This is a genomic window from Burkholderia sp. HI4860 (assembly GCF_002223045.2).
Classification (GTDB): domain Bacteria; phylum Pseudomonadota; class Gammaproteobacteria; order Burkholderiales; family Burkholderiaceae; genus Burkholderia.
Window position 1 is genome coordinate 50636 of the sequence record NZ_NKFO02000004.1, and the last position, 24897, is coordinate 75532.

The window sequence follows — 24897 nt, forward strand, 5'->3', positions numbered from 1 at the left end:
GTTCATTCGACATCCCCCAGTGCACGGAGATATCGCTCGGCGATCCCCCCGTAGGTAGGGCTGTGATCGACGATCTGGCGCAGGGCATACGCGGGCGTCACGTCTCCCGACAAGGAGACGTACGACGCCGGCAGCGCACATCCGCTGCTGTCGACCTGACTGTTGGCGTCTCCACCGCGTGTGACGACATAGGCGGGCACACGGGCGATGCGATACTGCGTGAACGCCTTCGGGTTGACGACGATGCCGCCGGACGCAATCCCCAGCCGCTGCATTTCAGCGGCCGTCGCCTTCAGCGAGTCGTTCTTGAAGCCCCGGAACACCACAGTTCCCCCGGCCTGATTCATGGTCTTCACCAGGCGTACCAGCGAGGCAGCGGGCATCGAGAAGCTCGCGAACGCGACGAAGGAGTCGGTCACACGACGCTGCGTACGGCTTTCGTACCGTTTGGCGACGGCGAACGGATCTGCACCGGCGGCGGCTGGCGCCGGCGCCGGTAGGTTCGGGAACGCGTTGCCATCGTGAGCTGCCTTTGCTGCCGCCTGGGCCATCTGCCGATCGCGACTGCGCTGGATACGGCTCATCTCGGCATCAATCGCATCCGACGATGGCATCACGCCTCGGTAACGTGCGGTGCCGCTGGCTGCCTCATCGAAGATCGCTCGGCGCGTGGTATTGATCTGCTGCTGCTCACGCGCGAGCGCGTCATTCGACACGGTTTGTGCCGACACATGACCGGCCGCGAGGGCGATCGTGCCGGCGGCTATGATGGAGAAAGTGAGCCGACTCATTGGGGCAAGTCTCCGAGGTTCGCACCCATGCAGCAGTTGCGCTTGCGGAAAATCTCGTACGCGAAGTCCTCCCCCGTGTACGGGATCATCTTTCCGGCGCCCCAGAGCGCCGACGTGCGGCCATACGGCTGACAGCACTGACCGTTGATCTGGTCGGTTTGCGCAACGGGGTAGAGCATCGTGTACTTGTATTGGGTCTTGTCCATCACCGGCTGCAGGTAGTAGCCGCACATGGCCCCGTCACCTGTCGTGCCCCACATCAAACCCTCGCGATGCAGCTTTGCGGTCATGCGCTCGACCAGCAGTGACGACGCCTGGATCGCGGACACATGGGCCTGAACGTGGCCGTTGAATGGATAGATCGAGCCGTTGCAGCCCGCGCACCAGAAGAGCAGGTTGCTGCCGAAACCTAGGCTCGAGAGCACGCAGTCACCTGCGCAAGCGGCCTGGGCGATCGGACTGCCGAACAGGTAGGTCTCCGGCTCGAGGAGCATGGTGAGATCGTCGTCGCTCCACGTCGGATCGACTTCGGTCATGTACGCGACATCGAAGCTGCCCGTCTCCATACAGGGGTCGTCTAGCAGGATCTCGGTGTAGTACATGACCGGATCGGTGTACCAGTGCACCTGATAGAAGCTCTGCTTGGTGTCGTCCTTCTGCTCGCGCACCTCCCCCTCCGGGGCGTGGATGCCCGGGTTCAGCGAGATCCCGCCGAGCGACACGAAGCAGTAGGGCGAGCGCGTGACGTCGACGCGCCGGATCGGCTCCCAGAAGCTGAACTTGACGCCAAACGTGCCGCTACAGAAGCAGAGGAATCCGCCCGGGTTCGGGGTGTCGTCCTGGCCCATATTGAGGAACGTGACGCTACCGATGGCCATCGGGAAAGCGCATTCCCAGCAGATATCCGTGATCGGATTGGCGAATCGGCCGACACACTGACCCGCATCGGCCGGCGCCGAGAACGAGAAGCAGCTGGCAACCAGCGCGATCGCGAGAATCCAGCGGCGAAGGAGAGGGCGCATGCTCATGAAAGCAGCTCCCGCATCGCCGGATACACGTGGAAGACGAAGTCGATCAGGTATGCGCCGACGTGATGGCCAAGGCGATAGACGATCGGCAGGAGGATCACTGCAAGACCGCCGGTCGCCGCACCGGCAACGCCCCAAGCGGCGACCCATACCACACGTGACGTTACCGTGGCCAGGATGTCGAGCAGCTTCGCTCCAATCGAACGACGTGCGGACTCAACAACGCCGGAGACGGGAAGAGGCTCATCCAACTGGACCGTATGGGTCGATTCGACGCCGATACCGAGGGCGCCCTTCACCCCCTTCTCGATACGACCGATCAGCTCAACGGCTTCGACCTCGCTCAGATGCTCGGCGATGACCGCAGCAGGACGGTGGATATCATCTACAGCACCCACCACAACACGAAAGGTTTCCCCGCTGCTGTCTCCTACGATCTGGCGGTCAGGTTGAACGGATAGACGAGCGACCCTGCTGTCGTAGGGGCTCGCGCGCCAGTAGTAAGTCGCGAGCACACCCTTTCCTGAAACGACGACCTGATCATTGGTGACGTCTACGACATACCGGATCGGCTCGACTGTCGCATTGAAGTGCTGAAGAGCAGCAGCGCCGTCGTGGGGCGAGTTCTTCTCGACGACGTCGATAACGGCCGGGTCGGCAGTGAAGTCCAGACGGTCATAGTTGTTCATCGCGATTCCGATAAATTGGGAGGTGACAGGTGATTTGGTCGCCGGGTCAACGCAGTTGCTCCGCAGGTTCTTCCTCAAGAAGCAGTTGGTTGCCGCGCTGGCTGATGACGGCCGGCACGCGGGTGATCCCGAAACGCTGGCTAAGTCGACCCTGCTGATCGAAATACACTTGCCGTTTCCACGACTTCGTCAGGTCAAACCACGAACCAGCAGTCAGGATCGGTTTGATGGAATCGCCGGAGCGGGCCGCGAGCGCCTGCACCGCCTTGACCTGTCCCGCATCGCGGCCGTCGAAGAACACCAGGCGCTCGTGCAGCGTGACAATGTCGAGCGGATTGATACGCGTGCCGGCGGCGACGATCACGGCGCCCTCGTCGTTGGTGACGGGCTTGGAGTAGGTGACCGTCGGATCAATCAGGCGACTCGAGTACGCGCTGACGGTCGAAATGCCCGGCACCGGGGGCAGGGACGTGACGTCATGCAGCGCGCGCTGGCGCGCACGGCGCTCGATGGCCGCCAGCCCACCATTGGCTTGCAGTTCGAGCAGGCGGCGCTTCAGCATCGCAATCGCGTCGTGCTCCGCAATCGGATACGTCGGGCCAACCACGCCCAGGTCCTCCGCAATCGCTGAAATCGGGGATACCGCGACCGTCAGTGCCGCGATCCACAGGACTGCAGCTCGTCGGATAAGCTGTCGTAGCTGCCTCCAACCAACGAGCAAGCAGGCTGGACCTATCCCTGTGTCCACTATTTGGACGATAAAGAAATGTGGTGTACCAATGACATGCCTATAAACCAGGCCACCAGAAACCCCACACCAAGACAGAACACGATCACGCACATCCATACGGCCCATATGAACAAGCCAATTGCAAGCATCAGAAGCGTCATCTGAGCCTCCAGTTGAAGCGCCGGCCGGCGTGCTGAGGGCGCGGCAGCGGTTAAAAAATTTCATAGGCCTCCCCGACGATTGCGGTTTGAGGAACGGTGCCGGCGATCGAGTACCGCGAATCGAGGCTGTTCGGGTTCGGCGTGGCCACGAAGTAGTGTCCCGGCGGAATCACGCCGTCTTCGGTCGGAAACAGCGCCATCCCTGCAAGCGAGAGCGGCTTGGCGTAGCCGATATAGGTCTGATTGACCCAGACGTTGCGACCAACGACGTGCACGACATCGCCAGGCAAACCAGCCACGTGTTTGATGAAGGTCAGTCCTGCGGGGTAGGTCGCCCCACCGTGCCACCGAAATGCGATGGTGTCGCCGAGGCGCGGCCGACAGGGGCCCTTGCGGATGAAGTAGAGCGTCCCCGGCAGACTGGTCGACATGTTGAACGTCAGCCCATACCAAGGCGTGAGGCCCCATGCGACAGCCGCCACGACCGTCAGCGCGACCACGGTGCGAACAAACCGTCGATAGCGAGCCAGGCCGCTGGAGTAGGCGACGAGCGCGATCACTGCTCATCTCCGCGAAGGTCGGTTCTTGCAAAATTCGCGCCCCCCGATCGACGCAAGTCGAAATGCGTCGTTACGTTTGCAAGCGCCGCCGCACAAGTACTGGTCGAGGCGGCCAGATAATCACCAACGGCGGTCGGTGCAAATCGTCCGCCCACCATTTTTGTTCCAAGCGTGCGCGCAGAAAACTGGGAGAGGGCCGTCGATCGGAGACGAGTCATTTCGCGATCCTCTTGGCGATCAGGTCAGTGAGGTCGGGCGCATCACCTGCGAGCACGGCAGCTTTATTGACGACAACGCAGCCGCACTGTGTGCCGAGCTGGTCCAGCGCGGCCGACAGGCGCTTTGCGTAATCGCCGGCGTGTTGGGTCGCCTTATTCTTCGCGTCGTCCGTCATGTGGACGGGATCGCCATTATTGAAGGTCTTCAGCAGCGTTTCCTGCTCATCGCTGATGAGCTTCTGCACGTCAACCACGACGACCGGCGCAACTCTTTCGCGTTGCGTCCATAAGTAGACGAGCGGGGAGCCCAGCACCAACGAAGCGCCGATCGAGATAAGGCCGGTGAGTACGAGGTCGTGTCGCATGTTCACTTCCGTTTGGCTTGGATTAGGGCGCGGATCGCGTCTTCTGTGGACGTGCCGCCGGCACGCAAACGCTGCATGAATTCGTAGTCCGGCCCCTTCGTGGTCGCCATGGCCAGCGTGAATTCGTCAGGGATATGGCGCAGTAGGTGCGTGCCGCCGTTCGGATCGACGAGGACGAACTCGCTATAGCGACCGGGTACCGGGCGTAGCGACTTCAACATGCGTTTCAACCCCGGCGACAGATCCATCACGTCGCCCTTCTCGATCTTCTTGAGCGTGTCGTCGCTTTGCTTGAGGTGGAACTTCCATGCGGAGTTGTCGAACGCGGCCTGCGTTGCCTTGTTCATCCCGGCGTCGGTGATCCCCTGCGTCGCGAAAAAGAAGCTGCCTTCGTATTTGCGCGCACGCCGATAGCCTTCTTCCATGAAGTCGGCCGATTCCTGATCGTCACCGACGATCTGCCAGCCCTCGTCCTGCAGGAACAGCTTCGGTCGCGACCGGTCAAAGCGGTACATTTCGTTGGTGACCTGATTGGTCAGGCCGAGCATGATCACCGTGCGCAGTTGGGGATCGCTGTTGAGGTGCTCGAGCTCAAGTCCAACCACTTCATTGTCGAGTCGTACGTTGGTGCGCCCGTTGACGTAGTCGCCGTAAACACCCCCCTTGCAGAACGGTTCGAGACGCACGGCAAGTTCATACGCGATGCGCTCGGGTTGCCCATTCTGGTCCTTCAGGCTCAGCAGGGCGTCTCGCACCAACGTGGGACTACCTTCCTGGCCGTAGTCCTTCCATACGATGCGCACTGCGACATCGAGCAACGCGCCCTCGAACGGAGTGATAGGAGCGGTCGGCGATACCATGCGCGCGATGATCGGCCGGATGAATTTCACCTCGCTGTCGAGACCATTTTCGGTATCGATGCCAGCGGTCGAAAACGCATTGATGACGATTCGCGACCCAGGCTTGAAGTCGATGTACTGGCCGTCTCCCATGTCGATCTGCTTTTCGTACGAATAGCCCACGTCACAGATCCGGATGATTCCGCCGACCGAGCGGAACGCTCCGATGATGTCGTTCATGAGCACCGATTTACCGGCGCCGGAAGTACCATCGACAAAGCCGTTGTAGTTCGTTCCGCTCGAGTAAATGTCTACAAGCGCGGGTGTACCGCGACGGCCAAAAAAGAGCAGGCTTGCCCGTCCATTCGTACCCGACCACTCGCCGAGCACCGGTGCCATATCGGTCGCATTTACGGTGGTCTTGGTGGTGATCAACCGAAACTTCTTGAGGTCGTCCCGCATGTCGCTTGTCAGCATCATGGGCAGGGCCGACAGGAATGTCGTCAGCTGCTGGGTCAGCATCGGGAACAGCTTGAAGCGCTCCGAACGCCAGATGCCTTTCGCGGCCGCCACACACTGCTCCATCTTCTTGCGCGGCGCGAAGAGCGTGAGCGTGTGATAGAGCTCACACATCGAGCCCCCTTGCGTGAGCTGCATCGAGACGGCTTTCCAGTCCTGATTCTGCAGCGCCAGTTCGGGCTGCAGCTTCGCGATCTTCGATTCGGCGTTCTGCGTCGCGCGCGCACTACGCAAAGCGGCCCGTGTCTCGACGGCGGTCTGATCGAGAATCAGGACGCCGAGCGTGATCAGGTACGGGCAGGGGTATTGATGGACATCGTTGAAGAGCGAGCCGACGATGTTGTTCATCTCCCACAGCTCTTTGCTCTTCGGATACTGGTGCACGCCAAAGCTGCGCACAGCGATGCGTGCGTCGGGCTCGTCGGCATCCTCCGGCGGCACTCCGTAGAGCAAATGCTTTGCCTTCACCCGCATGTGGTGACCGAAAGCCGTCAGTTGGTCACGAATGGGCTTGTCGTCGCTATAAGTCTGATCGATCGTTTCAGCCCCATCGCCAAAGAACGCACCGGGGTTGAGGATCGGCCAGAGAAAACGCAACAGATCGTTGGGCTCCGCGCTACGGCTTGCCAGGCTTGCGGAACTCAACGTCGCACCGACGACGTCGCGAATATTCTGGATTTCTTCGATCAGCTTCAGATCGTCGAGCGAGCCCTTGCGCACGATCGACAGCAACAGCCGCTTGTCCGTGATCGAATAGTTTTGGCCAAGAAACAGCGGCTGGCCGAGTTTGCCGCGAATGAATGCGGCGCGGCGCTCGGCCTGTTCCAGATAGAACGAGGGCGCACGTCCCGCCTCGGCGTACTCGCGCCGAAGGTCGACGTAGGCGTTCAATGACTCCTCGATGATGGGGTCGCCCAACAGCATCCATTGGAGCCCATAGCCGGCCGGAACCGAGTCATATAGGCCGTGGAGACTGCGGGTCAACTCCGCGTCGGCGCCCGTCTGCGGTGCAACCGCAAGCACGAAGCCAACCGAATCCGTGTTGTAGTAGAGCTCGGTGGCGGGGTCGTACTGGTCATACGGAAGCAGGTTATGAAGTCCGACCGTCTCTATGCGTCGCTGGTCCGCGGCAACGGGCGCGGGCGGCCCGAGATCGTCCTCGGTGCCGAGAATTGCTTCGCTGATCGCAATTCGCGCGAGCGATTTCGCGTCATCGATCCAGGCCTGCAAGGTGCTCATCAATGACTCCTGGATCAATGGTCCGTCGCTGCGGGCATCGCAGCCGCTGCACGGTCGACTGCGCCGGCAGGCGTGAGAATGCCCTGCATGACCCGATCAGCACTCGATATCGCCCCCGACGTCGAATCGCTGTTGGAGCTGGAAGTAGCCGCCTTGCTACCGCTACTGCTAGCATCCCGCGCAGGAGTCGGCGGCATCACCGGCCGGAACGCGGCCTGGATGCGCTGCTGGTTGTGCGCGATCGACCAGTGGCCAGGATCGACGATCAGATAGACGTATTCCTGGTCATGCAAGTCGGAGTCCGCGTCCTGCCACGGCGCGAACCAGACACGCATTTCGCGCGAAGCCGTGTGAACCGGAGCGCCGCTATCGAGCGCTTTGGGGAGAATCTCGGCGGAGCCGACGACGGGTCGAGAACTGGCACTGACCGCAGCACCCGATGCGTTCGATGCCGGGCCGGGATCTCCGGCATAGCTGCCGAGTGCGATATTGGTCGTCGCGCCCGCGCCTGTATGAACGTGCTGATCAGGCAGGTTATGCGCCATCGCGTTGGCATAGATGCCGGACATGCTGCTGCAGAGCACACCTTCAGGCGCCTTGCAGGCGAATTGCGAGTTCGCGTCGTAGCCGCTGAAGCTGCAGCCGGTCAGACTGAGAAGCGCTGAAAGCGTGGCGAGCATGATCTTGTTTTTCATGGTCACTTCGCTCCAAGCCATTGATCGATTGCTTCGGCGCTGGCGGCGCCCGGCAGCACCCGCCCGTCCTCGCTCACGAGCGCAGGCGTGCCGGAAATTCCCATGCTTGCGGCCAGGGCTTCGTTCGCGTCGATGGGATTTGCGCACGACACGAGCTTCGGCTCGACGCGTGGCGGGGCAGGTGTCTTGGCAGCGACGCCAGTCGGAGTCGATCCCTGATCACGCATCCAGCGCGACAATGCGAGGGGCATCCACGCGTGCCAGGTGGCAAGCCTGTCCTCGGCGCACCAGATCGCTATGGAATGGGCGCGGGCACGCGGATGAATCGATTCGAGCGGGTACATGAAGCGGTAGATCGTGACGTCCTTGAGCTTGGAGAGGTCGTCCTCCAAGGCCAGGCAGTAGGGACAATCGGGATCGTCGAAGATTGCGAGCTTGCGGCGGCCGGTACCGTGAACCTCGACGAACGCGTCCTGAAGCCGATCCGCCGGGAACCGCACCTTCTGCAGCGCTTGCTCGAGCGGCACGGTCAGATCCTGCTGCGTCACCATGTCGAAGAGATGGCCAAACAGGAAGTACCGCCCGGTGACATCCGTATAGGCAACCTTGTTACCCATCACGACCTCATAGATGCCGACCGACGGCGTGGCGGCGACCTCGCGAAACTTGGTTGCCGGGTAGCGTGCATGGAGCGCCGCCTTGAGCGCAGCTACGCCGGGATCAAGGTTCGGGTCGGCAGGGTTTATCTGCGACGTCGCAGCCTGAGCGACGGACGCCGTGACACCGACTTCAGAGCTTGGCCCGGCGACGCGCGCCGGAACCGTGGATGGCACCGCGGATGTACCTTGGGTGGTGCAGCCCCACGCGATGCACGTCGTCATCAGAAGAGCGAAAGTGAATTTGGCGTGTTTCATTGGATCATTGAGCATGTTGAGGGCGAGGTGCCGGCGGCGAACGTGGGCGCCGACGCTGGAGGGACGGTCATTTGCCGAGATGGCTTCGAAAAAGCGTGATGCTTGACCCCATCGATCGTGCGGCCAGCCAGCTTCTTACCAACGCGCAGCATGCGGGCGTCGCCGTCGTCGTAGGCTGCTGAATCGATGCCGTCGTAGACCTGGCCAGTCCGTTTGGCCCACGCTCCAAACCACGTGCGGTCGCACCACTCGATCTTGCTGATCTCGGTCATCGCCGCACCATCATGCAAAGGTCCGCCCGGCGCTTGATCTCAGCCGCGTATACGGTCAAGTCGCCGGTCAACACAACATGCGTGCGCGGTGCGGCCGGCACACCGACATACTCTTCAACAGGGGAATCCGCGGTCTGCTTATCTCCGGCAATGCGGACGTTGTAGCCCCGCGAATTCGGAACATGCGCAATCGAGAGCGTGCCCTGCGAGACCATCGCTTCGAGCAGCGGGCGAATCCGTGCCGCGCTCAGGTGAAACTCGCTTGCCAACGCGTAGGCTGCATAGGCGACACGTGGGCGCATCGCAGCAAGTACATCGTTGGCAGTCGGCATATATTTGGCACGAGGCATGGTCAGTCCTCCAGGGGCTTGCGGCGTTGCACGAAGTCCCACAGCGCGGCCGGCAAGAACCGCGCCTCTGCACCTCGCTGGTCGAGCATCATCGCGACGTTGGCAACATCCACGGGATCGCCCATCGCGACGACCTCGATAAGCTCGCTCGCGAGCGTCATCGCCGAGACGGTCGCGGGGTCGCGCCGTCCGCGACGGCCTTCTTGACGCTTCTTGGCGAGCTTGCGTTTCATCCGTGCAGCGAAGAGGTCAACGGCGACATCGTCCGGATGTACTGAGCCAGCGCGTCGATTCCAGGCGGCTGCAGCGGCAGCGGCGTCGTTGAAGAGCAGCACCATCTGATAACCGGGGCACGCGGGTTCGACGCAACTCCCACCGAACATCGCTTCGGAAACACGCATGACCGCGTCAAGGTCGCAGTACGGACACGGGACAAGTTGATAATCGCGGGGAGAGTTCATTGAAGTTCTCCAGAGACGGCCGCGCGCGCAGCGACCCGCTCGAAATAGAAGACGACAGGCGCCCCGGTTTCCTCGATCAACCCGTAGCACTTCGCCAGGCGATCGATCGGGTGATACGCGTTGAGGGAGGCGACATGCTTCATGAGCGCTTGGCGCCACTGCTCAAGCGACATCTGCCCCTTGCTGATGTTGCAAGGCGGACAGGACGGCATGTAATTCGACTCGACGTCACGCTCCGGATGCCTCGACGGGACGCTCACAAGCTTCCATTGGCCATTCGCGGTTCGCTTGGTCTCGACCGCGCGTACAACCGGGTCTACATGGTCGCCATGCCACCGATCGGGCAATGGCATTCCACAGTACGCGCAGCGGCCGTCGTATTTGCGCCGGAGCCGATCGCGCTGTGCTTTCGTCAGCCGGCTCACGCTTTATGCTCCACGGCAGGTGTGGCAGCATCCTGGCAGGCGACTCCACGATCCGCGCCTGCGTCCAGCTTGACGGCGCCGGCGCGGCGCGCTTCGGCCGTGGAACGGATCACAATCTCCACCTGTTCCCAGAGCCAGGGCTTGCAGTCGCGCGCAAGTTCGTTCGGAAAGCCGGTAATGCCAATGGCACCGGCCGGCGTCCTGATGTCGAGTTGGCCGCCCATGACCGGACTGCTGGAAATCTTCGTGAGCTCGCCAGCGGCAACGATCGCGTCAGGCTGCGTGGGGGCAGACGCGACGGCCTCGTCCATGTACCAGTGCATCATGGCGAGCAGGCCGATATCGATGGGGTCGCCCTTGTCGACGTGCGAGCGCAACATAGTCGACAGATCACCCCGTTGTGCGCTCCACCACCCGGCACGCCCCTGGGCTCTACCCACTGCCATCTTTGCCTTCAACACGCGGTTGAACCCGTCGAGTGCTGCATCGTCGAACGCTGCCGCACTTGTCAGTGGATTCGCGTCGGTCACGTCGGTAACGGCTGACGAACCAAGCTCGTTGCTGGAGAGGTCGAGCAGATCCGCAGCTTGCTTAAGAAATTCAAGGAAGCCCGATTGAAACGCGGGATCACCGCGAAATCGATCGGCACCGATATCCGCGAATCCCCGCACCTGCTCGGCAATGAGCAAAGCAGCGCCGCACCAACCGGCAAGCGCCCGGCGCATTTCCGGTTGGTGGTAGTTGCCGTCTCCATCCTTCGTGAACGACGCTTCGTGAACCGCTTGGTCCGCACACCGCAGCATCGCGGCCTCGAACGCTGCGATGGTCACGCTCTTCGTTTCATCAATCATCGGTGTAGCCCCCATCGTTAGCACGGCCATCGTTGGCCAAGCCATCGTTGATGTTGCTGATATCGGAGAGGGCGCCGTCGTATTCGGCTCCCTTTGACACGGCGAACTCGACGATGCGACCACCGTCCGTCTCGATCACAGGGAAAAGCTTTTCGGCCGCTCGGATGTAGTACTGCTTAAGAGTGTCTGCACCCCCAGATACGCCGCTGCCGATGGCGGCACGGCCGACCTGGCTCGGGTTGATAATGGAGGTGGACCCGAGTGCGGTATTGCTGAGGGTGTTGGCTGATTCGTTGAACGCTTGCCCAATCCCGGAGGAGATACCGGCGAACACCGACATGGCCAGTGCCGATCCTGCCTTCGAGACTAGTCGACCTCGCACGCCTTCCTTGCCGTCCTCGCCCATGACGTTGCCCTTAATCGGCATTTCCACGGTTCGGCCGTTCTTCAGGATGCAGTCGAGCGTTTCACCGCGCATGTGAGTGCGCTCGCTGGAAACGTCGCCATACGCCTGCGTCAGGATGCGGCACTCCGTGATGTCGAGCTTGCGACTGTTCGGTAGATTGGCTGCGTCCAATACCTGGAGGAACACCGGAAGCGGATCGTGCTGGGCCTCGCCGCCCGTCGGAGCGTCGACGCCGTTCATCATGAATACGCGCACGAAGGAGGTGGCAGGGATGAAAGTGACTTTCTTCTTGCCGTTGGCCTTCAGGCAGTCCTGCTGTGCGCGTGTCGCCTGATCCAACGGCAACGACGAGTAGCGGGGGTCGACGCAGTCGACCCCGTTGCCGGTCGGCGCATTGAATTGAATGATGGCGAGCTTTGGAGGGGCGGCAGCCATATCGACACCGGGGTTGCCGGATTTGCCGAATGGCGGATTCAGGATTGCGCCCGTCTTGGCCGGGGCCCCGTTGAGGGGAATTGGCTTGTCCAGGGCCGCGCGGTCTGCCGTTGCTCCGGACGCGGCCGCGGGGGCGCTTGCCGGCGTGCTCTTCATCGCGTCGATCCGCTTGCTGAGCTCGTCCTGGGCTTTCGACAAGGCTTTCATCTGTGACACGGCATCGTCGGCGCGCGAATCTATACTCGACATCCTGCGCGTAAGCTCAGCGAGTTGCGCCTCCGAGTGAGCCCGCCAGGCATTGCGATCGTTCTGGTCGCCGAGGCTCGTAAACGGCACCTTCGTGGTGAACTGACGATTGGCCGGCCCGCTCTGCGTGAAGAACATACCAACGGTGAAGAGGCCAGCGAGGACGGCGAAGCAGGCCACGGTCAGGATCCGCTGGCGGCGCTTGGTTGCTTGATTGACATCACTCATGGTCGCCCCGCTCACGAACGACATAGACAATCGTGCTGGCGCCGGCCGGCAGGTTTGCGTTTTCGATCGCGATGGCGAGCACGCCCGGCGCGTAGAGTTCGCGCTCGTCGATGGCCATGTCGGTGTGCGAGGTATTCGAGAGCGTGTAGGTCTCGCCAATGAAATCGCCGTCGCTGTACTGACGGACCAGCGTCAATACAGCCTCCTTCCAGAGCGGCACGACAGTGTCGAGCGACGTGTACGACAGCTGCGGTGCCCCCCGACCACCGGCCATCGCCAGCATCATGAGTTTCACCCGTCGTTGAAAAGCCGACGCGTGGAGCGCTTGGGTCGAGCGCGCTGCAGGCGGTTCGATACGGATATCTTCGGCCGGTCGCGGACCGGGAACGAGCAATAATCGGTAGGTCGTGCCGGCGTCATCGATCACGAACACCGTGATCGACTCATTCAGCGCGGTCGGATTCGCGGGCATGAGCCAGAGCTTTCCGCCGTCTTGCGTCCACGAGATCGAGCCTGGTAGAGCTGGCACGATCTTCGAAAAGCTGCGCCCCCCGGACATTGACAGAACGTTGTATTCCGCCGCGGAGATCGAGACCTGCTGCGTTTGCCGATCCGCTCCCTTGACGACCTGGATCGCATGCGCACTAGTGGTAGTCAGGAACATCATGGCGGCAAACACGAGACGCGGCCTGAATGCCGTGCACAATTTCGGCGACTGTCGATTGAAGGCAAATTTCATGATGCGGGAGTCTCCGTTGTGACCAGCGGCTCGACGCCTTGTTTGCCGCGCGCGGCTTCTCGGATGTCGAGGAGGACTAAGCGGCCGAAGACGGTGATTCCGAAATAGACCTCGTAGGTCTTTTGTTCCGAGCTCGTGCGCTTGCCGGAGATGTAGGTGGTCAAGGTGCCGGTGACCTTCACAGCTTTGTTGCGGAAATCCACCTCGCCTACCCCCATCGGCTCGAAGACGTCCGTCACGCCGTCGTGCTTGATCTGGAGTGCGTCGGCCTCCCATGCCGTCTTGAGCGCGGCGCGTCGATCGTCGTCGACCATGGACAGGAGAATCCGTACGTTGTTGTCGACGGTGGTCGGCGTGACACTTTTGGAAAGGGAGAGCACGTACGCGGCCTGATCGGCGAGGTACTGGTCGTTTGCATACCGAGCCCCGACGACGTAGGTGCCGCGAACGGCTGGCGGCATGATGATGACGCGCTGCGTGACGACCAGCCATGCACAGGTGAGCGCGATGACCACACTGGTGGTGCCGTTTCCGAGCAGCACTTTCTTCAGAAAGCGGTTCTCGGCCTGCAGCTGTTCGCGTGATTGGGCGGCTTTACCGGGTGTCATCGAATCACCCGTTCAGTTCGCGAAGATCGGACGGCGGAAACTTCTTCGGCGCTGGCTGACCCAATACCCAGTACATGACGTGAGCCGACATACCGGGATGCTGGCCCGAGCTGAACTTCTGCCAAAGCGCCGCGATCGCAACGCCCGCGACTAGACCAAGCAGGGTGTGGTTAAGCAACACACCGCCGATCGTGCCAGTGAGCCCGATCGCTGCTACATCCTTGCGAAAGAACAGAAACTTCTCCGGGTCGTCAAGGCGACTGGGTACGTAGTGACTGAGATCATCCGACATCGCCGCTCCCGGTCAGATCGTCGCGGTATAGCTGGCGTCGATGATGCCGACGATTATCCCGGTCAGGATGCCGATTCCCGACGGGACAACGAAAGCACCGTAGTCCTTCACGAACATCGCGCGCACACTCCCGAACATCAAACCAGCGAGTGCGCAGCTTTTTCCGGGATTGCCTTTGACCCATCCCTCAAGGGTGGTCGACCCTTGCTGGAACTCCACGCCGTCCGTTCCAAATGCGTAACGGGCGACCATCATTAGCGTGACCGCGAGGATCACGGCAACGACGAAGTTCAGCGTTTCACGCACTTCGGATTTCTCCAGAAGCGCCTTCGCGCGATCCTCGAAAGCAACGAGGGCGCTCGCGGCTCGATATTCGAGCATCTCGAGCTGGTTGAATTGAGCGGTATTCATCTAGTCCTCATGTGGTAGCTAGCCAGCAGCGCGGGCCGGGGGTTGTGCTCGCGCCGCTATATGCAGCGCGAGCACGATTCAGGGGGAAAGTAGTTAAACGAACAATCGAAATTTCATTACGGATTACTTACTGTCGCGTTTCCTCCTTGGTCGAGTGGTGAATCGGTGAGCTGCGCGGACTAACGGCCCGCCAGGTGCTTCGACGCCGTCCCGACCGCGGCGCCCGCGGTGCAAAGCGTTCGATTCGCCACCTTCGCGACTCGGTGGACATGTCGGATTCGCGCTTGCAGGGATTGGTGGCGCTTGGCGATCGGCGTGGAAAGCGCTTGAACGGGCCGGGTTTCTGCGGCCGATACAGGGAGCGATAGATTCTCTTGAACGACAGGCGCCGGCGCCGCGAGGTGCTTGATCGTCGGTTCAGGGCACGAGTCGCCGGAACAGAACACGTAGCGGCCGGAGCCGGGTTCGCCGATCTGCGTGACGTCGTAGTCCGGAAGGCGGGAAGACGCAAAGCAGGCTTGCGTAAGGGTCCCGACAATCAGGCCAAGAAGAGGGACGAGGCGCATCATCGCGCGCCTCCTTCGGCGACCTTGCCGAGCGCCGACTGGGCGCGATAGCCCGCATATGCGCGCTGCACCAGCCGGACATAGCGCGCCTGGGCGGCGATGTTCGTGGAACCGGGCCCTGTGTTGTAGCAACCGACGGCGGCCCAGGTCGCGCCCTTGGCCTGGATGCAGTTGGCGAGCACCCACGCGCTGAGCTTAAGGTTCACGCACGGGTTCAGGAGGTCGCGTTGGGTGACGCCGTAGCTGACGAGTTCGGGAAGATGGACATCGTTGATTTGCGCGGCTCCCCACGCCCTGTGGCCGTCCGGCAAGCGCGGCCCAACGGCGCCGGGCACGCCACGGGATTCGACCCAGGTTATCGCCCGCAGGAGATCGGGATCGAGGTGATAGAGTGCTGCCGCCTCATTGAAGATATTGCCCTTGCAAACGTCCGCGGTCGCTGGCGGAGAAGCGAGCAGGGCGATCGTGGCAGCAACTGCCACGCAGAAGGTGCGCATCGCACACGATGAGTGGCGACGCACGGAATAAAAAACGTAGCGTATCGGGTTGCCCCGAAACGCTACGAGACCGCCTGCAGTCGAGGCACTGAGAGAAGAAAGCGACAGGCGGGATACGAGCGAAAGCTGCTCGTACCAAAAGAGCAACATGGAGCAAAAAGGGGGTCCGTCCGAAAAGATGCGTGACACCGAACCCGCAGGGCAAGACATGCCGCTGCGGAGGAGGTTTGACGCGGAACAGCGATCGAATGTCTTGCTCGCGCGTGATATTCCGGTGCGGTGGACAAGGCGTATCGCCGTCGCCTTAAAAAGGGACGCATCGAATGCGTCAATCCCGAAGGATTGACGTACAATATCTGTAGCCACGAGTGGTCTCTCTCAGCTTTCCCAGCTATTTGCTTGTGGTCAGGACATATGGGGTGTTGGCGCACCCTGTATGTCCGTCTTAATTAACTACAACTGCACAACACAGACATGAATGTTCGGAGACTTTCCGAATCTGCGGCGTGACGATATTCGAAGCGCCGCACATGTTTTTTTGTCCACTTCAAAACCCACGGCGGTCAATTGACCAAGATCGCGTATAGAACAGCTAGTCACACGTGGGCAGCGCTCAGAACTCATTACGCTTTCGCGCGAGCGGCTCAGAGGCCGGGCCGACTTCGCATCGGTAAACCTGGCGACTGCCGCTACCTGGAGCTACCAGGTTCGTACCGCTCATCCCTTTGGATTCCACTGCAGGGTGATCACGTTAACGTTCAGCTCGTGCTTCTCAAAGTACTTCATCATGCTATCCAGGCTTGCCCATGTCCTCGGTTCATTGCGGAACGTATACAACGTGTGCAAGCCCTCTTTCCAAGACAGTTCGACGACGAAGAGATAGCCCCTATCCGTGCGCAAAACCGATGCGTGCTTGATAGCGTTGTTCTTCGCGGCATCCCGAAATTCCGCCTCAGTAATCTTGCTCAACCCACCCTCCAATGTGCTCAACTGGAGGATAGTAAAGCGATAGCTACCGATTCGGATGGTTCGATTCAATTTCTACCAACATTACCTGTATTGCACTGCAATAGAACATGACTTGCATTGCAAAACAACATATTTTGCAGGGCGCAGCGGGAGACGACGATCTTGTCCTCTCACCCTGACCAGCGCCGATCGGTCGACCAGCAAATGACGTTACCAACTGTAACAGGATGTTGAAAATTTTCAACTCCTTCGTTGAACAAAAATTAGGGTCGGACAAAGCGCGTGAAGAAAAAGGAAGAACTTGCAAGTCTAGCGGCCACGTTTGTGGCAACAATCAAACACTTGCAGCAGGAGGCCGGGGTTAACGACTCGGAACTGTCGCGCGCGATCGATCTTGACCGGGGGACGCTCAGCCGCCTGTTATCGGGTGAAACTATCGATCCGAGACTGAGCACGATTTCAGCAATTGCCCGGTTTTTCGCCGTTCCGATGTCGTCCCTCTTCGGCGAAGAGAGCAGGGGGTTCGTGCCTGTCTATGAGCAGCGGAGTCTGCGCGACGCGCGAAAAGTATCCGCGGCGCCGCGCCACGGTCAGCTGTGGATCAGGGTATCGAACGCAAATTCGAGTCGATTTGCGATTGCACTCGCCCCCAAGAGCCGCACCGAACCGCTTCCGCACAATGCCATCCTTGTCATAGGAGATTATGCTTCTCTTGATTCAGGCGATTTTGCATTTGTCGAAGTAGATGAACAAACTTACACCTTCGTCAAGTTGACGGATGGCGAAAAACTCATCGGTTACGACATAGAATCAACCTCAAAGCGCCGGCCCATATTGATAAATGAGCAAGCGATCATCGGAAAAGTTGTGGAAATTATAATGGGCACTAGCTCCGAATGAAATTCACCTTATAGTCGTAATGATCGACACCATCACGCGACTTTATCCAGAGAACGATTCTGGAAAACAAGACAGAGAACGCCATTTCGTACAACATCTTTATCGTGATTTGTGCAAGCACGATCTTGAGAAGCACAGTCAACGGCACAACACCGTAAAACAATAGTGTCCCAAATAGAACGCTATCGACGACTGCTCCGACTGCATTGGCCGCAAGAAAACGAAGAATCAGGGCGCGGCCTCTTAGTGCGATCTTCAGCCTAGATACGACCAGCGAATTAGATAACTCGCCTGCGAAGTAGCCGACAGCCGACGCGCCCAGCGCCCTCATCATTTGATGGGACACTCCGAGAACGCTACCGCCCAGCCATCCCGCCTTCTCGAGCGACAGAATAATCAGAATAACCGGGATGTTCACTAAAAACGCACCCCATATCACATGGCGACTTACAACAAATCCATACGTCTCCGTTATGCAAGCCCCAAAGCAATACGTCAACGGAAAAACGACTAGCGCGGTCGGAAAGAGGACGCTGTACCCATGCAGGAACGGCAGGTTGATGGTGGTGATACTATCTCCAATTAAATTGGTAGTGACCAACATGACGCTGAAAAGTGCCGTAAGATAAATAATCCCGTAAGGGAAGTGCGGCACTCGCTCGGTGATGTTCTGGATATTGACGTCGTTAGCATTTACCGTAGCGAGCAATGCGACATCGTTGGCAGAGAATTTGCCAATCCAATCCGCCTCTAACAGTTCACCAACGGGCAGCTTCATCGAAATACCCGTATCATTCACGCGCACTCTCGCGACCGAAAATCGCTTTTCACCATCCTTCGGAAGAATCGCCTCTACCTGGCATCTCGGGATACTATTTGCCGTTACCATAATTGCGCCTGTTCAAAATCGATCCACCAAACAACCAAAAGCACCACCGGCCTACCTTGGAAAACCGAACACTTACGTCACTTGGGCAGATTCTGATACGCCATCTTCAATATGATATCTCGATATTGCGGATACTTTCCCAGCAACTCGGACTGAGTAAGAATTCTATAATCAGCATCGTCAAATCCCGGCACAACAGCGCAACTGACCAACGTGTAATCACCTGAATCGACCGACGCCCCGAAAATCCATCCTCCGCGCATAACTACAGAAAGTACCTCTCCATGTTCCACGTTCGGGCCGAGACGGACCGTCCGATATGCTCCCGTTTCATCGATGACGTGCATCATGAGCGGGTCGCCAGAGTGGTAGTACCATATTTCATCGGATATCATCTGATGGAAGTGCGACGGGCTATCATGGGTCACCATGAAATAGATTCCGCTATAATTTTTCCTTTCAGCGCCGCTCGCCGTCTTTCGATAAATGTCAGAACCAAATGCGTATCTAAAATAGCCTCCTTCCGGATGAGGCTCCAGACCAAGTTTCTCCATCCAGAATTCCCTGGATTCGCGAGGTCTGCTGCTATTTGAATTTGGCATAACGTTTCCCGCAGATATCATGAAAACTATTACAAAAATCGAAACGAAGGTTACTCGTTGAAGCACCGCCTTCGGCCCTCTACACATAAATTTATTGTTTTTCGCAAACATACGATGTGGTTTTAGTTGAAATTTCTAATACATCGCGAGACCGCAGGTGCACGGGGAAATAGTACCGCTGCTGATCCTACACGATGATATCGACATCGATTTGGAATTCTTTACCGCTTTGCAATACGGAGGTTCCCGCGCCGAACAGATGTCAACAAATCGAAAGGTATATTCGAGACTCCAACACAATTCTTTCGATTTGATTTAATTTGAACGCGCAGCGCGCCTGCGACCGAGCATCGCCCCTATAACCGTAGCGGCGAGGCGATGGAACAGCGTCCGTCGCGGGCGCGCGCCGCAACCTCAGTCCGGCTCGATCTGCATCTGTTGCGCAGCTTGTTGACGTCGCTGGCGCTGCGGCTGGGTATTCGCCTGCTCGGCCAGCTCATGTTCACGCAGCGTCTCGATGGCGCTTGACTTGTCCTGGTGGCGTGAGACGGCCGCTCGAGCGAGAATTGCGTCGGTCGTGAAAATCTGGAGATCCTCGACCGCCCGGGTGAGCCCGACATAGAAGCTCCGGTCGCCGAAGATCCTACGCACCGTCATCGCGACGTCTGACTGGCGCCGAGCATCTTCCGGATCACGCTCCATTTTGTGTGAAGGGATATGCAGCATGGCTTGCTCGCGGGTCGCGCCTTGGCCTGCGTGAACCGTCACCGCGTACGCGTGATCCCAATGACGCTGCGCGTCGAGATCCCAAGGAATTTCCTTGCCATCCGCGAGCCGCAGGACCGCCTGGTTCTCGTTGACAGAAACGACGGTCGCCTCGTGGCCATTCTTGACGAGCTCGTCGCCGCGGGTGAAGCGGATGACGTCACGCGCGGCGAGATTCCTCGTTTCCGAGAGATACACCTCCACCCGGTTGTACTTTTTCGGTTCCCATTCCATTAGAGACCCGTCGGACTTCCGCAGAACGACGATACCCTCGTCGGGTCGAGTGCCCACAACGCCCATGTATTCGCCGCGGGAGGCGAGTATTTTCTGATAGTCACGACCAAACCGGACGGTCATATCCTTGGTGTAGTACTGCGCCTCCTTCTGCTTGGCCCGGGTCAAATCGCCGTCGGACCGGAAGATGGTGTGTGCCGAGTCGTTGACATCGAGATCGCCACGCTCCTGCAGCTCCGCCCGAACCGCATTGTTGATTTCGACGCGGTCCTCGTTAAACGGGGTGATGATGATCGTCTGATTTCTTCGTGGTCCCCGGTCGACGTACTGGCGCGCCAACAGGTCGATCAGGTCTCGCGGATCCTCGTGTTCCGTCACGCGCCCAGCTCGCTCGAGAAAGTCGAAGGCGCGAGCGTTACGTGCGAGGTTCAGGTCGGTGAGGGGCTCATCCGGTGCAAGGTCGGCGGTGCCCACGGTGATCGCGACTGCCTGCTGCAACTCGGGATTCTTCTGGCGCTGGATCTGGGTCATCTGAGCGGTGGTCACGCCCTCGTCCTGCAGGATCTCAAACGGTTTGCCCGCCTCGATGGCCTGCAGCTGGAGGCGGTCGCCAAGGAGGATGACCTTCGCATCCGCTCGTTCCGCCATCTTAAATAGGCGAGCCATTTGCCGTTGGGCGAGGAACGATGACTCGTCGACGAGCCAGAGCTCGCGCTCTCGTGATAGGTCCGGCACATACTCGCGCAGGACCTTCAAATCATCCTGGCGCCGCTGCTCATGAATCTCGAACATCGTAACCGTATCGGCCTGGATACCGGAGTCGTTCTCGAGCTGCTTGGCAGCCTGCCCGGTTGCGGCCATCCCTCGTACAAGCCAACCCTGCTCGTGCGCGACCTGGACTGTTCCCTTGACCATCGTGGTTTTGCCCACGCCGGCGAGCCCCTGCACCGCGACGATCCGGTCTCTGCTCGTCAGCGCATGCTCGATCGCGCCTCGCTGGCCGGGGGTGTAGTCGAAGGTGGAATCGTTCCGCTCCGCACGCGCGGTGGCGATGGCCTGTTCGATTCTGGACCGGACTAATTCGGCAGGCGCGATCGCCGGCGTCGCATCTCGCTGCGCGAGCGCGTTCTCGACCGTCCAGCGCTCCGTGTTGAGCATCTTCTCGGTGGTAATGTTGCCGTCCGGAAGGTCGACGATCTTGCCTTGATGGACCAGCTTTTTGTAGGCATCGAGAATCTGATTCGGAGACGTTCGGCCGACCGCATGTTCGAGCGCGGTCTGGACGAGGTCATATTGGTTCAGCACGATTTCGCGCTCACCGAGGTGAGACGCAGCGAACCGTAGGGCTTCAATACCGGACAACTTGACGACCCGTGCATCCGTTCCCGCTTCCCGCGCCTCCCGTGCCTTCTGCTGGATGACGCTGTAGTCGAGGTCGACTGCTTGTGCGCGCTCACGCCATTGAACCGACAAGGCCTCATGGTCGACGCCGACCTTGCGTTCGCGGGTCGCGAGCACGGCACGCTCCTTCTCGGCGGCCGTGGCGTTTGCAGGATCGATTCCGTTGGCCCGCAGCCATCGATCGCGCGCTGCCGAGCGCTGGCTGAAGTGTTCAATTTGCTCCCGCGTGACGCCGACCAGTTCGAAATTCCCGTTCTCGTCGGGTGCCGTGATGGCATAGCCGCGCTTCTGCAACCCGCGCGCGAGCGAGGACGTGTAGATTGCCCCGATCACCTTCTGCTGCACGTACAACTCGTCATTGGTGAGCGATCGCCATTCGCCATCGGCGCGTTGGGTCGCGTTCATGACCAGGGCGTGGGTATGCGTATCGGGGTCGAGATCTCGGCTCGTGTTGTGTCGAAAGAGGGCGGCTACTACATTGCCGGTCGGCTCGACCAGCGTCTCGCCATCGACCGTTTTGCGGGCCTGCGCCACATACGCCTCGACGTACTCGAGCGCCTCCTTGACGGCTTCCTCGTGGGCGAGACGGACCTCGCGATCTTCGAAAACTTCGGCAGCGATACTGACGCTTTTCGGTGCCGAAAACGTCAAATCGATGCCGGGCCGATGCACGACCTCGGGCTCGCCATTCTCGTCCAAGACGACGCGACCGAGTTGCTGATCGCCGACCTGCCCAGACAGCAGTTTGAAAAACACGTTCCGATCGACTTGCCCGTTCAGACCGAGGGTGGCCGCCCCCTTGCCGAACCAGGCGGAATGTTCGAGTCCCTGATCGGTGGTGTAGTAGTTGTCTTTCGAAAAATAGTGGAGCGCTTGGCTGGCGCTGCCGACATTGTGCATGCTCATCATGGCGTGTCACCCCAACAGGTCACCGAGGCCGGCGCGGCCGGTGGGCCGTTCGCCGGCGCCTGGCTCGCGGGAAGCCGACGTATCGTGAACCTCGCCGGTGTCACCGTCGACGATTTCGCCGGTCGACAGCGAGATCACGTTGGACGGCTGTACTACGGAACGAGGAGTGTTCGGCGCGGAGGCACCGACAGCCGGGCCGGCCGCAGCGGCGTTGGTCGCCGAATCCTCGGCGGCCGTGGTCGGTGCGCCGGAAGGATTGGGTGACGGGGAGTGGGACAGGGACGGGTCGCTGCCGGATCTCTCCGGCGCAGCCGGACGGTCAGCTACAGCGCCTGCCGGAAGCCAGAGATCGTACGTTTGGCGCGGGATGAAGGGCGTCACCGTTTGGGGATGGGGGACGTATTCGTACTTGACCCGAGCAACCGGATAGTCGCTCGGTGTGACCAGATAGCCCTGCATGTCGGGCAGGTGCAGGATTTCGGATGAGAGGACGAGATCGCGGAGATTGCGTCGCGCAAAAACGCTCATGCCGTCGCGCCGCTCGTCGATGCCGAGATTCAGGCTTTCTTCCTTTTCGTCGAGGTCGGCCTGACCGATCGCGTTGGCCAATGCCTTGGCCGCGTCACCATCGGTCACGCGCAACAGGAGCTTGGTCTGGCATCCGGAGATGATCGTGCGCGCCAAGTGCTCGCCGTAGATCTGGAAGAGTTGGGAAAAGTCCTGGATGCCGAGCACGAAGCAACCGCCGTACTTCCGAATGTTGGTAACGGCGAGCTTCATGATCTCGAGCTTTTGCAGAGTGGGGAGCTCGTCATAGAAGTACCAGAGACGTTCGCGATGAATCGGCTTGAGTGTCAGCAGCGAGCGGATGGCGATATCACACCAGAGGCTGATCAGCGGAAGCAGGGCGGTTTTCTGCTCCTCGTTGACGGAAATGAACAGCCAGGAATCGTCGTCTTCATCCTCATTCTGGATCCATTCTCGGATCGAAAATGGCTCGCCTTCGTCGTGCAGGTAACGAAAGCAATCGAGCTGGTTCTGCACGGTCATCTTAAGGCTCATGCCCGTACGCTCAGTGACTGGATCGACGTAGGTCGCCGCGGACTCGTTCGCTAGGATCGCGTGCAATTCCTCGAGATTGCTATGGGCGATGGCCTTGTACAGCGCTGCGTTGGTTCGTTTGTTGTCGCCGCCAAGCGCACGAATCGCTCCCTTGAAAACCATGCGCCCCGCAATCGCGAAGAATGGGTCGGCGACATTCGGCGGAATCGGAATGAGCCCCTCAGCCAGCCCGTCGTAATGGATCTCGCTTTGGATTTCGCGCCAGGCATTCCAGTTCGGGCTACGCGCGTCGAGGGGATTCAGGATGACGTCCTTCCCTTCGCGATAATACGCAGCGGTGAATTCACCTGATGGGTCATAGACGATCGCCCGTTTTTTGCGGGCGCGCACCTGATCCATCAGCGCAAAAAACTGCTGGGACTTGCCACTGCCTTGGGCACCAGAAAAGAGTGTGCCGAGCACTTCGGCCTTCTTCCGCATCGGCACGCCGGCGATGCGATAGGGGCTCGCGTCGTCTCGAGCCTCCAGTTCCTTGATGAGCTCCTTTGCTTTGACGAGCTTGGCACCGCGCACCTGCTTGTCGGTAAGTTTTCCGCGGCCGTACTCCATCCAAAACAGGACGGAAAGGAACGTGACGGCAATCGCCGTTAGAACAGCGTACACGGCAGCATTGCGCGCATAGACGAAGAACTCGTCGGCCGCATCCTCGGTAAACGACCGCGCCGCAGCGGGCGGCAGTGCCGTGTCGTCGTTGCCGAGATGGAACGAGACGTTCGGATTCGCCATCGGAACGACGGTGAGGATTTCCGCCTCAAGGTGCTTGATCGTCAAATAGCGAGTTTCGGCCGACGTGACGAAGTACACGTATGCACCGCCGGCCAGCGCACCGACGAGAATTGCCGCGACGACAACCGCCACGATCGCACTGGTGAGAAGCTTTGCCTGTTGCCACCAGAGGGCAGTTCCTCGTGAAAAGGTGGCGAGTCCGCTGGGTGAGCGTTGATCAGCCATTGCTCTCTCCCAGCAGTTTCTTGGTAGCGGCTTCGGCGCGATCCTGTGCCTGGTGGAAGAACTGGATGTTTCTGTCGCTGATGATGCTGGTCAGGACTTCGCGGCTGAAGAACACGGCTTGAACCAGTTCGGACGGTAGCGTCTGGACGGATTTGCCGGGGCTGCCATCGGACGGCGTGTGCCCACTCAGTTGCTGAATGAGGGCCTTGAGACGCTGGTCGATGAGCGAGACATTTTCGGTGACGACGCCGAGCGCAAGCTGCTTGCGAATGTAGTCGGACAGCGACACACCGTTCTCCTGGGCCTTGCGCCGATAGAAGCGTTCCGACTCGGGATCGAGTTTGAAGGAGATGGGTTTGGACGCACCTTTCCCCGGCGTTTTGAGACGCGGCATGAAGACCTCGTAGCGAGAGATCCTTACCTTTTTGTGGCCGTGGTTATGTGCGGATTGCGCTGCCGATACGCGCTTCTGTCGTGTGAAGATGTTAGCACATGGTCACGCTGTTTCGTCATACGGCTATGTGTTTTTCTGGGAAGGGCGACAATCTTGTCGTTTCGCATTGTTTTCTCCATCAACATCCCCCTCGCGTCTTTAAAGCACTGATTTAATTATCGTTTGC

Annotated in this window: 28 protein-coding genes; 1 reads left to right on the forward strand and 27 read right to left on the reverse strand. The window is 59.8% G+C overall.

From position 1 onward, the window contains the following. Positions 1–2: 2 nt before the first annotated feature. The 22 genes from trbC to CFB34_RS33130 all read right to left on the reverse strand — a co-directional run bounded on the left by trbC (position 3) and on the right by CFB34_RS33130 (position 16504). A complete protein-coding gene (trbC, locus tag CFB34_RS33025) occupies positions 3–791 on the reverse strand; it encodes a type-F conjugative transfer system pilin assembly protein TrbC (RefSeq protein WP_027811082.1) in 789 nt (262 codons plus the stop codon). Beyond that, the gene (traU, locus tag CFB34_RS33030) at positions 788–1819 is read right to left on the reverse strand and encodes a conjugal transfer pilus assembly protein TraU (RefSeq protein WP_027811081.1); all 1032 of its coding nucleotides are present in this window, start codon (positions 1817–1819) and stop codon (positions 788–790) included. The genes trbC and traU overlap by 4 nt, the downstream gene beginning before the upstream one ends. Then, positions 1816–2508 carry a hypothetical protein gene (locus CFB34_RS33035; protein ID WP_027811080.1) on the reverse strand — a complete coding sequence of 231 codons (693 nt, stop codon included), beginning with the start codon at positions 2506–2508 and terminating at the stop codon, positions 1816–1818. Before CFB34_RS33035 ends, traU begins: the two co-directional genes overlap by 4 nt. A gap of 46 nt (positions 2509–2554) precedes the next feature. After that, on the reverse strand, positions 2555–3256 hold the full coding sequence (traW, locus tag CFB34_RS33040; protein WP_223274481.1) for a type-F conjugative transfer system protein TraW: 702 nt from the start codon (positions 3254–3256) through the stop codon (positions 2555–2557). A 193-nt stretch (positions 3257–3449) separates the two neighbouring features. Next, positions 3450–3959, reverse strand: coding sequence for a S26 family signal peptidase (locus tag CFB34_RS33045; RefSeq protein WP_049030195.1), 510 nt, complete (start codon positions 3957–3959; stop codon positions 3450–3452). Between the two features lie 214 nt (positions 3960–4173). Next, positions 4174–4542 carry a TrbI F-type domain-containing protein gene (locus CFB34_RS33050; RefSeq protein ID WP_205713840.1) on the reverse strand — a complete coding sequence of 123 codons (369 nt, stop codon included), beginning with the start codon at positions 4540–4542 and terminating at the stop codon, positions 4174–4176. Between the two features lie 2 nt (positions 4543–4544). Next, positions 4545–7139: a type IV secretion system protein TraC gene (gene traC, locus CFB34_RS33055; protein ID WP_027811076.1), complete on the reverse strand. Its 2595-nt coding sequence runs from the start codon at positions 7137–7139 to the stop codon at positions 4545–4547. A gap of 14 nt (positions 7140–7153) precedes the next feature. Beyond that, positions 7154–7834, reverse strand: a complete 681-nt coding sequence (traV, locus tag CFB34_RS33060; RefSeq protein WP_027811075.1) for a type IV conjugative transfer system lipoprotein TraV — start codon at positions 7832–7834, stop codon at positions 7154–7156. A 2-nt stretch (positions 7835–7836) separates the two neighbouring features. Beyond that, positions 7837–8748: a DsbC family protein gene (locus tag CFB34_RS33065; protein ID WP_223274479.1), complete on the reverse strand. Its 912-nt coding sequence runs from the start codon at positions 8746–8748 to the stop codon at positions 7837–7839. Beyond that, entirely contained in the window at positions 8745–9020 is a 276-nt protein-coding gene (locus CFB34_RS33070) for a hypothetical protein (protein ID WP_027811073.1), read from the reverse strand. The genes CFB34_RS33065 and CFB34_RS33070 overlap by 4 nt, the downstream gene beginning before the upstream one ends. Further along, on the reverse strand, positions 9017–9370 hold the full coding sequence (locus CFB34_RS33075; protein ID WP_027811072.1) for a hypothetical protein: 354 nt from the start codon (positions 9368–9370) through the stop codon (positions 9017–9019). The genes CFB34_RS33070 and CFB34_RS33075 overlap by 4 nt, the downstream gene beginning before the upstream one ends. Positions 9371–9372: 2 nt before the next feature. Continuing rightward, entirely contained in the window at positions 9373–9831 is a 459-nt protein-coding gene (locus CFB34_RS33080; RefSeq protein ID WP_027811071.1) for a hypothetical protein, read from the reverse strand. Then, the gene (locus CFB34_RS33085) at positions 9828–10256 is read right to left on the reverse strand and encodes an HNH endonuclease signature motif containing protein (RefSeq protein WP_027811070.1); all 429 of its coding nucleotides are present in this window, start codon (positions 10254–10256) and stop codon (positions 9828–9830) included. The genes CFB34_RS33080 and CFB34_RS33085 overlap by 4 nt, the downstream gene beginning before the upstream one ends. Beyond that, positions 10253–11107: a hypothetical protein gene (locus CFB34_RS33090; protein WP_175048440.1), complete on the reverse strand. Its 855-nt coding sequence runs from the start codon at positions 11105–11107 to the stop codon at positions 10253–10255. The genes CFB34_RS33085 and CFB34_RS33090 overlap by 4 nt, the downstream gene beginning before the upstream one ends. After that, positions 11100–12422 carry a TrbI/VirB10 family protein gene (locus tag CFB34_RS33095; RefSeq protein WP_027811069.1) on the reverse strand — a complete coding sequence of 441 codons (1323 nt, stop codon included), beginning with the start codon at positions 12420–12422 and terminating at the stop codon, positions 11100–11102. The genes CFB34_RS33090 and CFB34_RS33095 overlap by 8 nt, the downstream gene beginning before the upstream one ends. Continuing rightward, the gene (locus tag CFB34_RS33100; protein ID WP_027811068.1) at positions 12415–13161 is read right to left on the reverse strand and encodes a type-F conjugative transfer system secretin TraK; all 747 of its coding nucleotides are present in this window, start codon (positions 13159–13161) and stop codon (positions 12415–12417) included. Before CFB34_RS33100 ends, CFB34_RS33095 begins: the two co-directional genes overlap by 8 nt. Further along, positions 13158–13769: a type IV conjugative transfer system protein TraE gene (locus CFB34_RS33105; RefSeq protein ID WP_027811067.1), complete on the reverse strand. Its 612-nt coding sequence runs from the start codon at positions 13767–13769 to the stop codon at positions 13158–13160. The genes CFB34_RS33100 and CFB34_RS33105 overlap by 4 nt, the downstream gene beginning before the upstream one ends. 4 nt (positions 13770–13773) lie before the next feature. Next, positions 13774–14061 (reverse strand): type IV conjugative transfer system protein TraL, encoded by a 288-nt coding sequence (gene traL, locus CFB34_RS33110; protein ID WP_027811066.1) that lies wholly within the window; start codon positions 14059–14061, stop codon positions 13774–13776. 12 nt (positions 14062–14073) lie between these two features. Then, on the reverse strand, positions 14074–14472 hold the full coding sequence (locus CFB34_RS33115) for a hypothetical protein (protein ID WP_027811065.1): 399 nt from the start codon (positions 14470–14472) through the stop codon (positions 14074–14076). A gap of 179 nt (positions 14473–14651) precedes the next feature. Then, positions 14652–15041: a hypothetical protein gene (locus CFB34_RS33120; protein ID WP_034192246.1), complete on the reverse strand. Its 390-nt coding sequence runs from the start codon at positions 15039–15041 to the stop codon at positions 14652–14654. After that, positions 15038–15685, reverse strand: coding sequence for a lytic transglycosylase domain-containing protein (locus CFB34_RS33125; RefSeq protein WP_223274478.1), 648 nt, complete (start codon positions 15683–15685; stop codon positions 15038–15040). The genes CFB34_RS33120 and CFB34_RS33125 overlap by 4 nt, the downstream gene beginning before the upstream one ends. A 567-nt stretch (positions 15686–16252) precedes the next feature. Further along, entirely contained in the window at positions 16253–16504 is a 252-nt protein-coding gene (locus CFB34_RS33130; protein WP_034192245.1) for a hypothetical protein, read from the reverse strand. A 282-nt stretch (positions 16505–16786) separates the two neighbouring features. Here CFB34_RS33130 and CFB34_RS33135 point away from each other — a divergent pair, with 282 nt between their 5' ends. After that, positions 16787–17404 (forward strand): helix-turn-helix transcriptional regulator, encoded by a 618-nt coding sequence (locus CFB34_RS33135; RefSeq protein WP_049120948.1) that lies wholly within the window; start codon positions 16787–16789, stop codon positions 17402–17404. Here CFB34_RS33135 and CFB34_RS33140 read toward each other — a convergent pair. The 5 genes from CFB34_RS33140 to CFB34_RS33160 all read right to left on the reverse strand — a co-directional run bounded on the left by CFB34_RS33140 (position 17391) and on the right by CFB34_RS33160 (position 24671). Then, a complete protein-coding gene (locus CFB34_RS33140; RefSeq protein WP_034192243.1) occupies positions 17391–18182 on the reverse strand; it encodes a VUT family protein in 792 nt (263 codons plus the stop codon). The genes CFB34_RS33135 and CFB34_RS33140 overlap by 14 nt on opposite strands. Positions 18183–18370: 188 nt before the next feature. Next, complete coding sequence (locus CFB34_RS33145; protein ID WP_034192242.1) at positions 18371–18847, reverse strand: cupin domain-containing protein; 477 nt, start codon at positions 18845–18847, stop codon at positions 18371–18373. Between the two features lie 462 nt (positions 18848–19309). Next, positions 19310–22204, reverse strand: a complete 2895-nt coding sequence (gene mobF, locus CFB34_RS33150; RefSeq protein ID WP_027811060.1) for a MobF family relaxase — start codon at positions 22202–22204, stop codon at positions 19310–19312. A 6-nt stretch (positions 22205–22210) separates the two neighbouring features. Then, positions 22211–24277 (reverse strand): type IV secretion system DNA-binding domain-containing protein, encoded by a 2067-nt coding sequence (locus CFB34_RS33155; RefSeq protein ID WP_027811059.1) that lies wholly within the window; start codon positions 24275–24277, stop codon positions 22211–22213. Next, positions 24270–24671 carry a hypothetical protein gene (locus tag CFB34_RS33160; RefSeq protein WP_027811058.1) on the reverse strand — a complete coding sequence of 134 codons (402 nt, stop codon included), beginning with the start codon at positions 24669–24671 and terminating at the stop codon, positions 24270–24272. The genes CFB34_RS33155 and CFB34_RS33160 overlap by 8 nt, the downstream gene beginning before the upstream one ends. Positions 24672–24897: the final 226 nt, after the last annotated feature.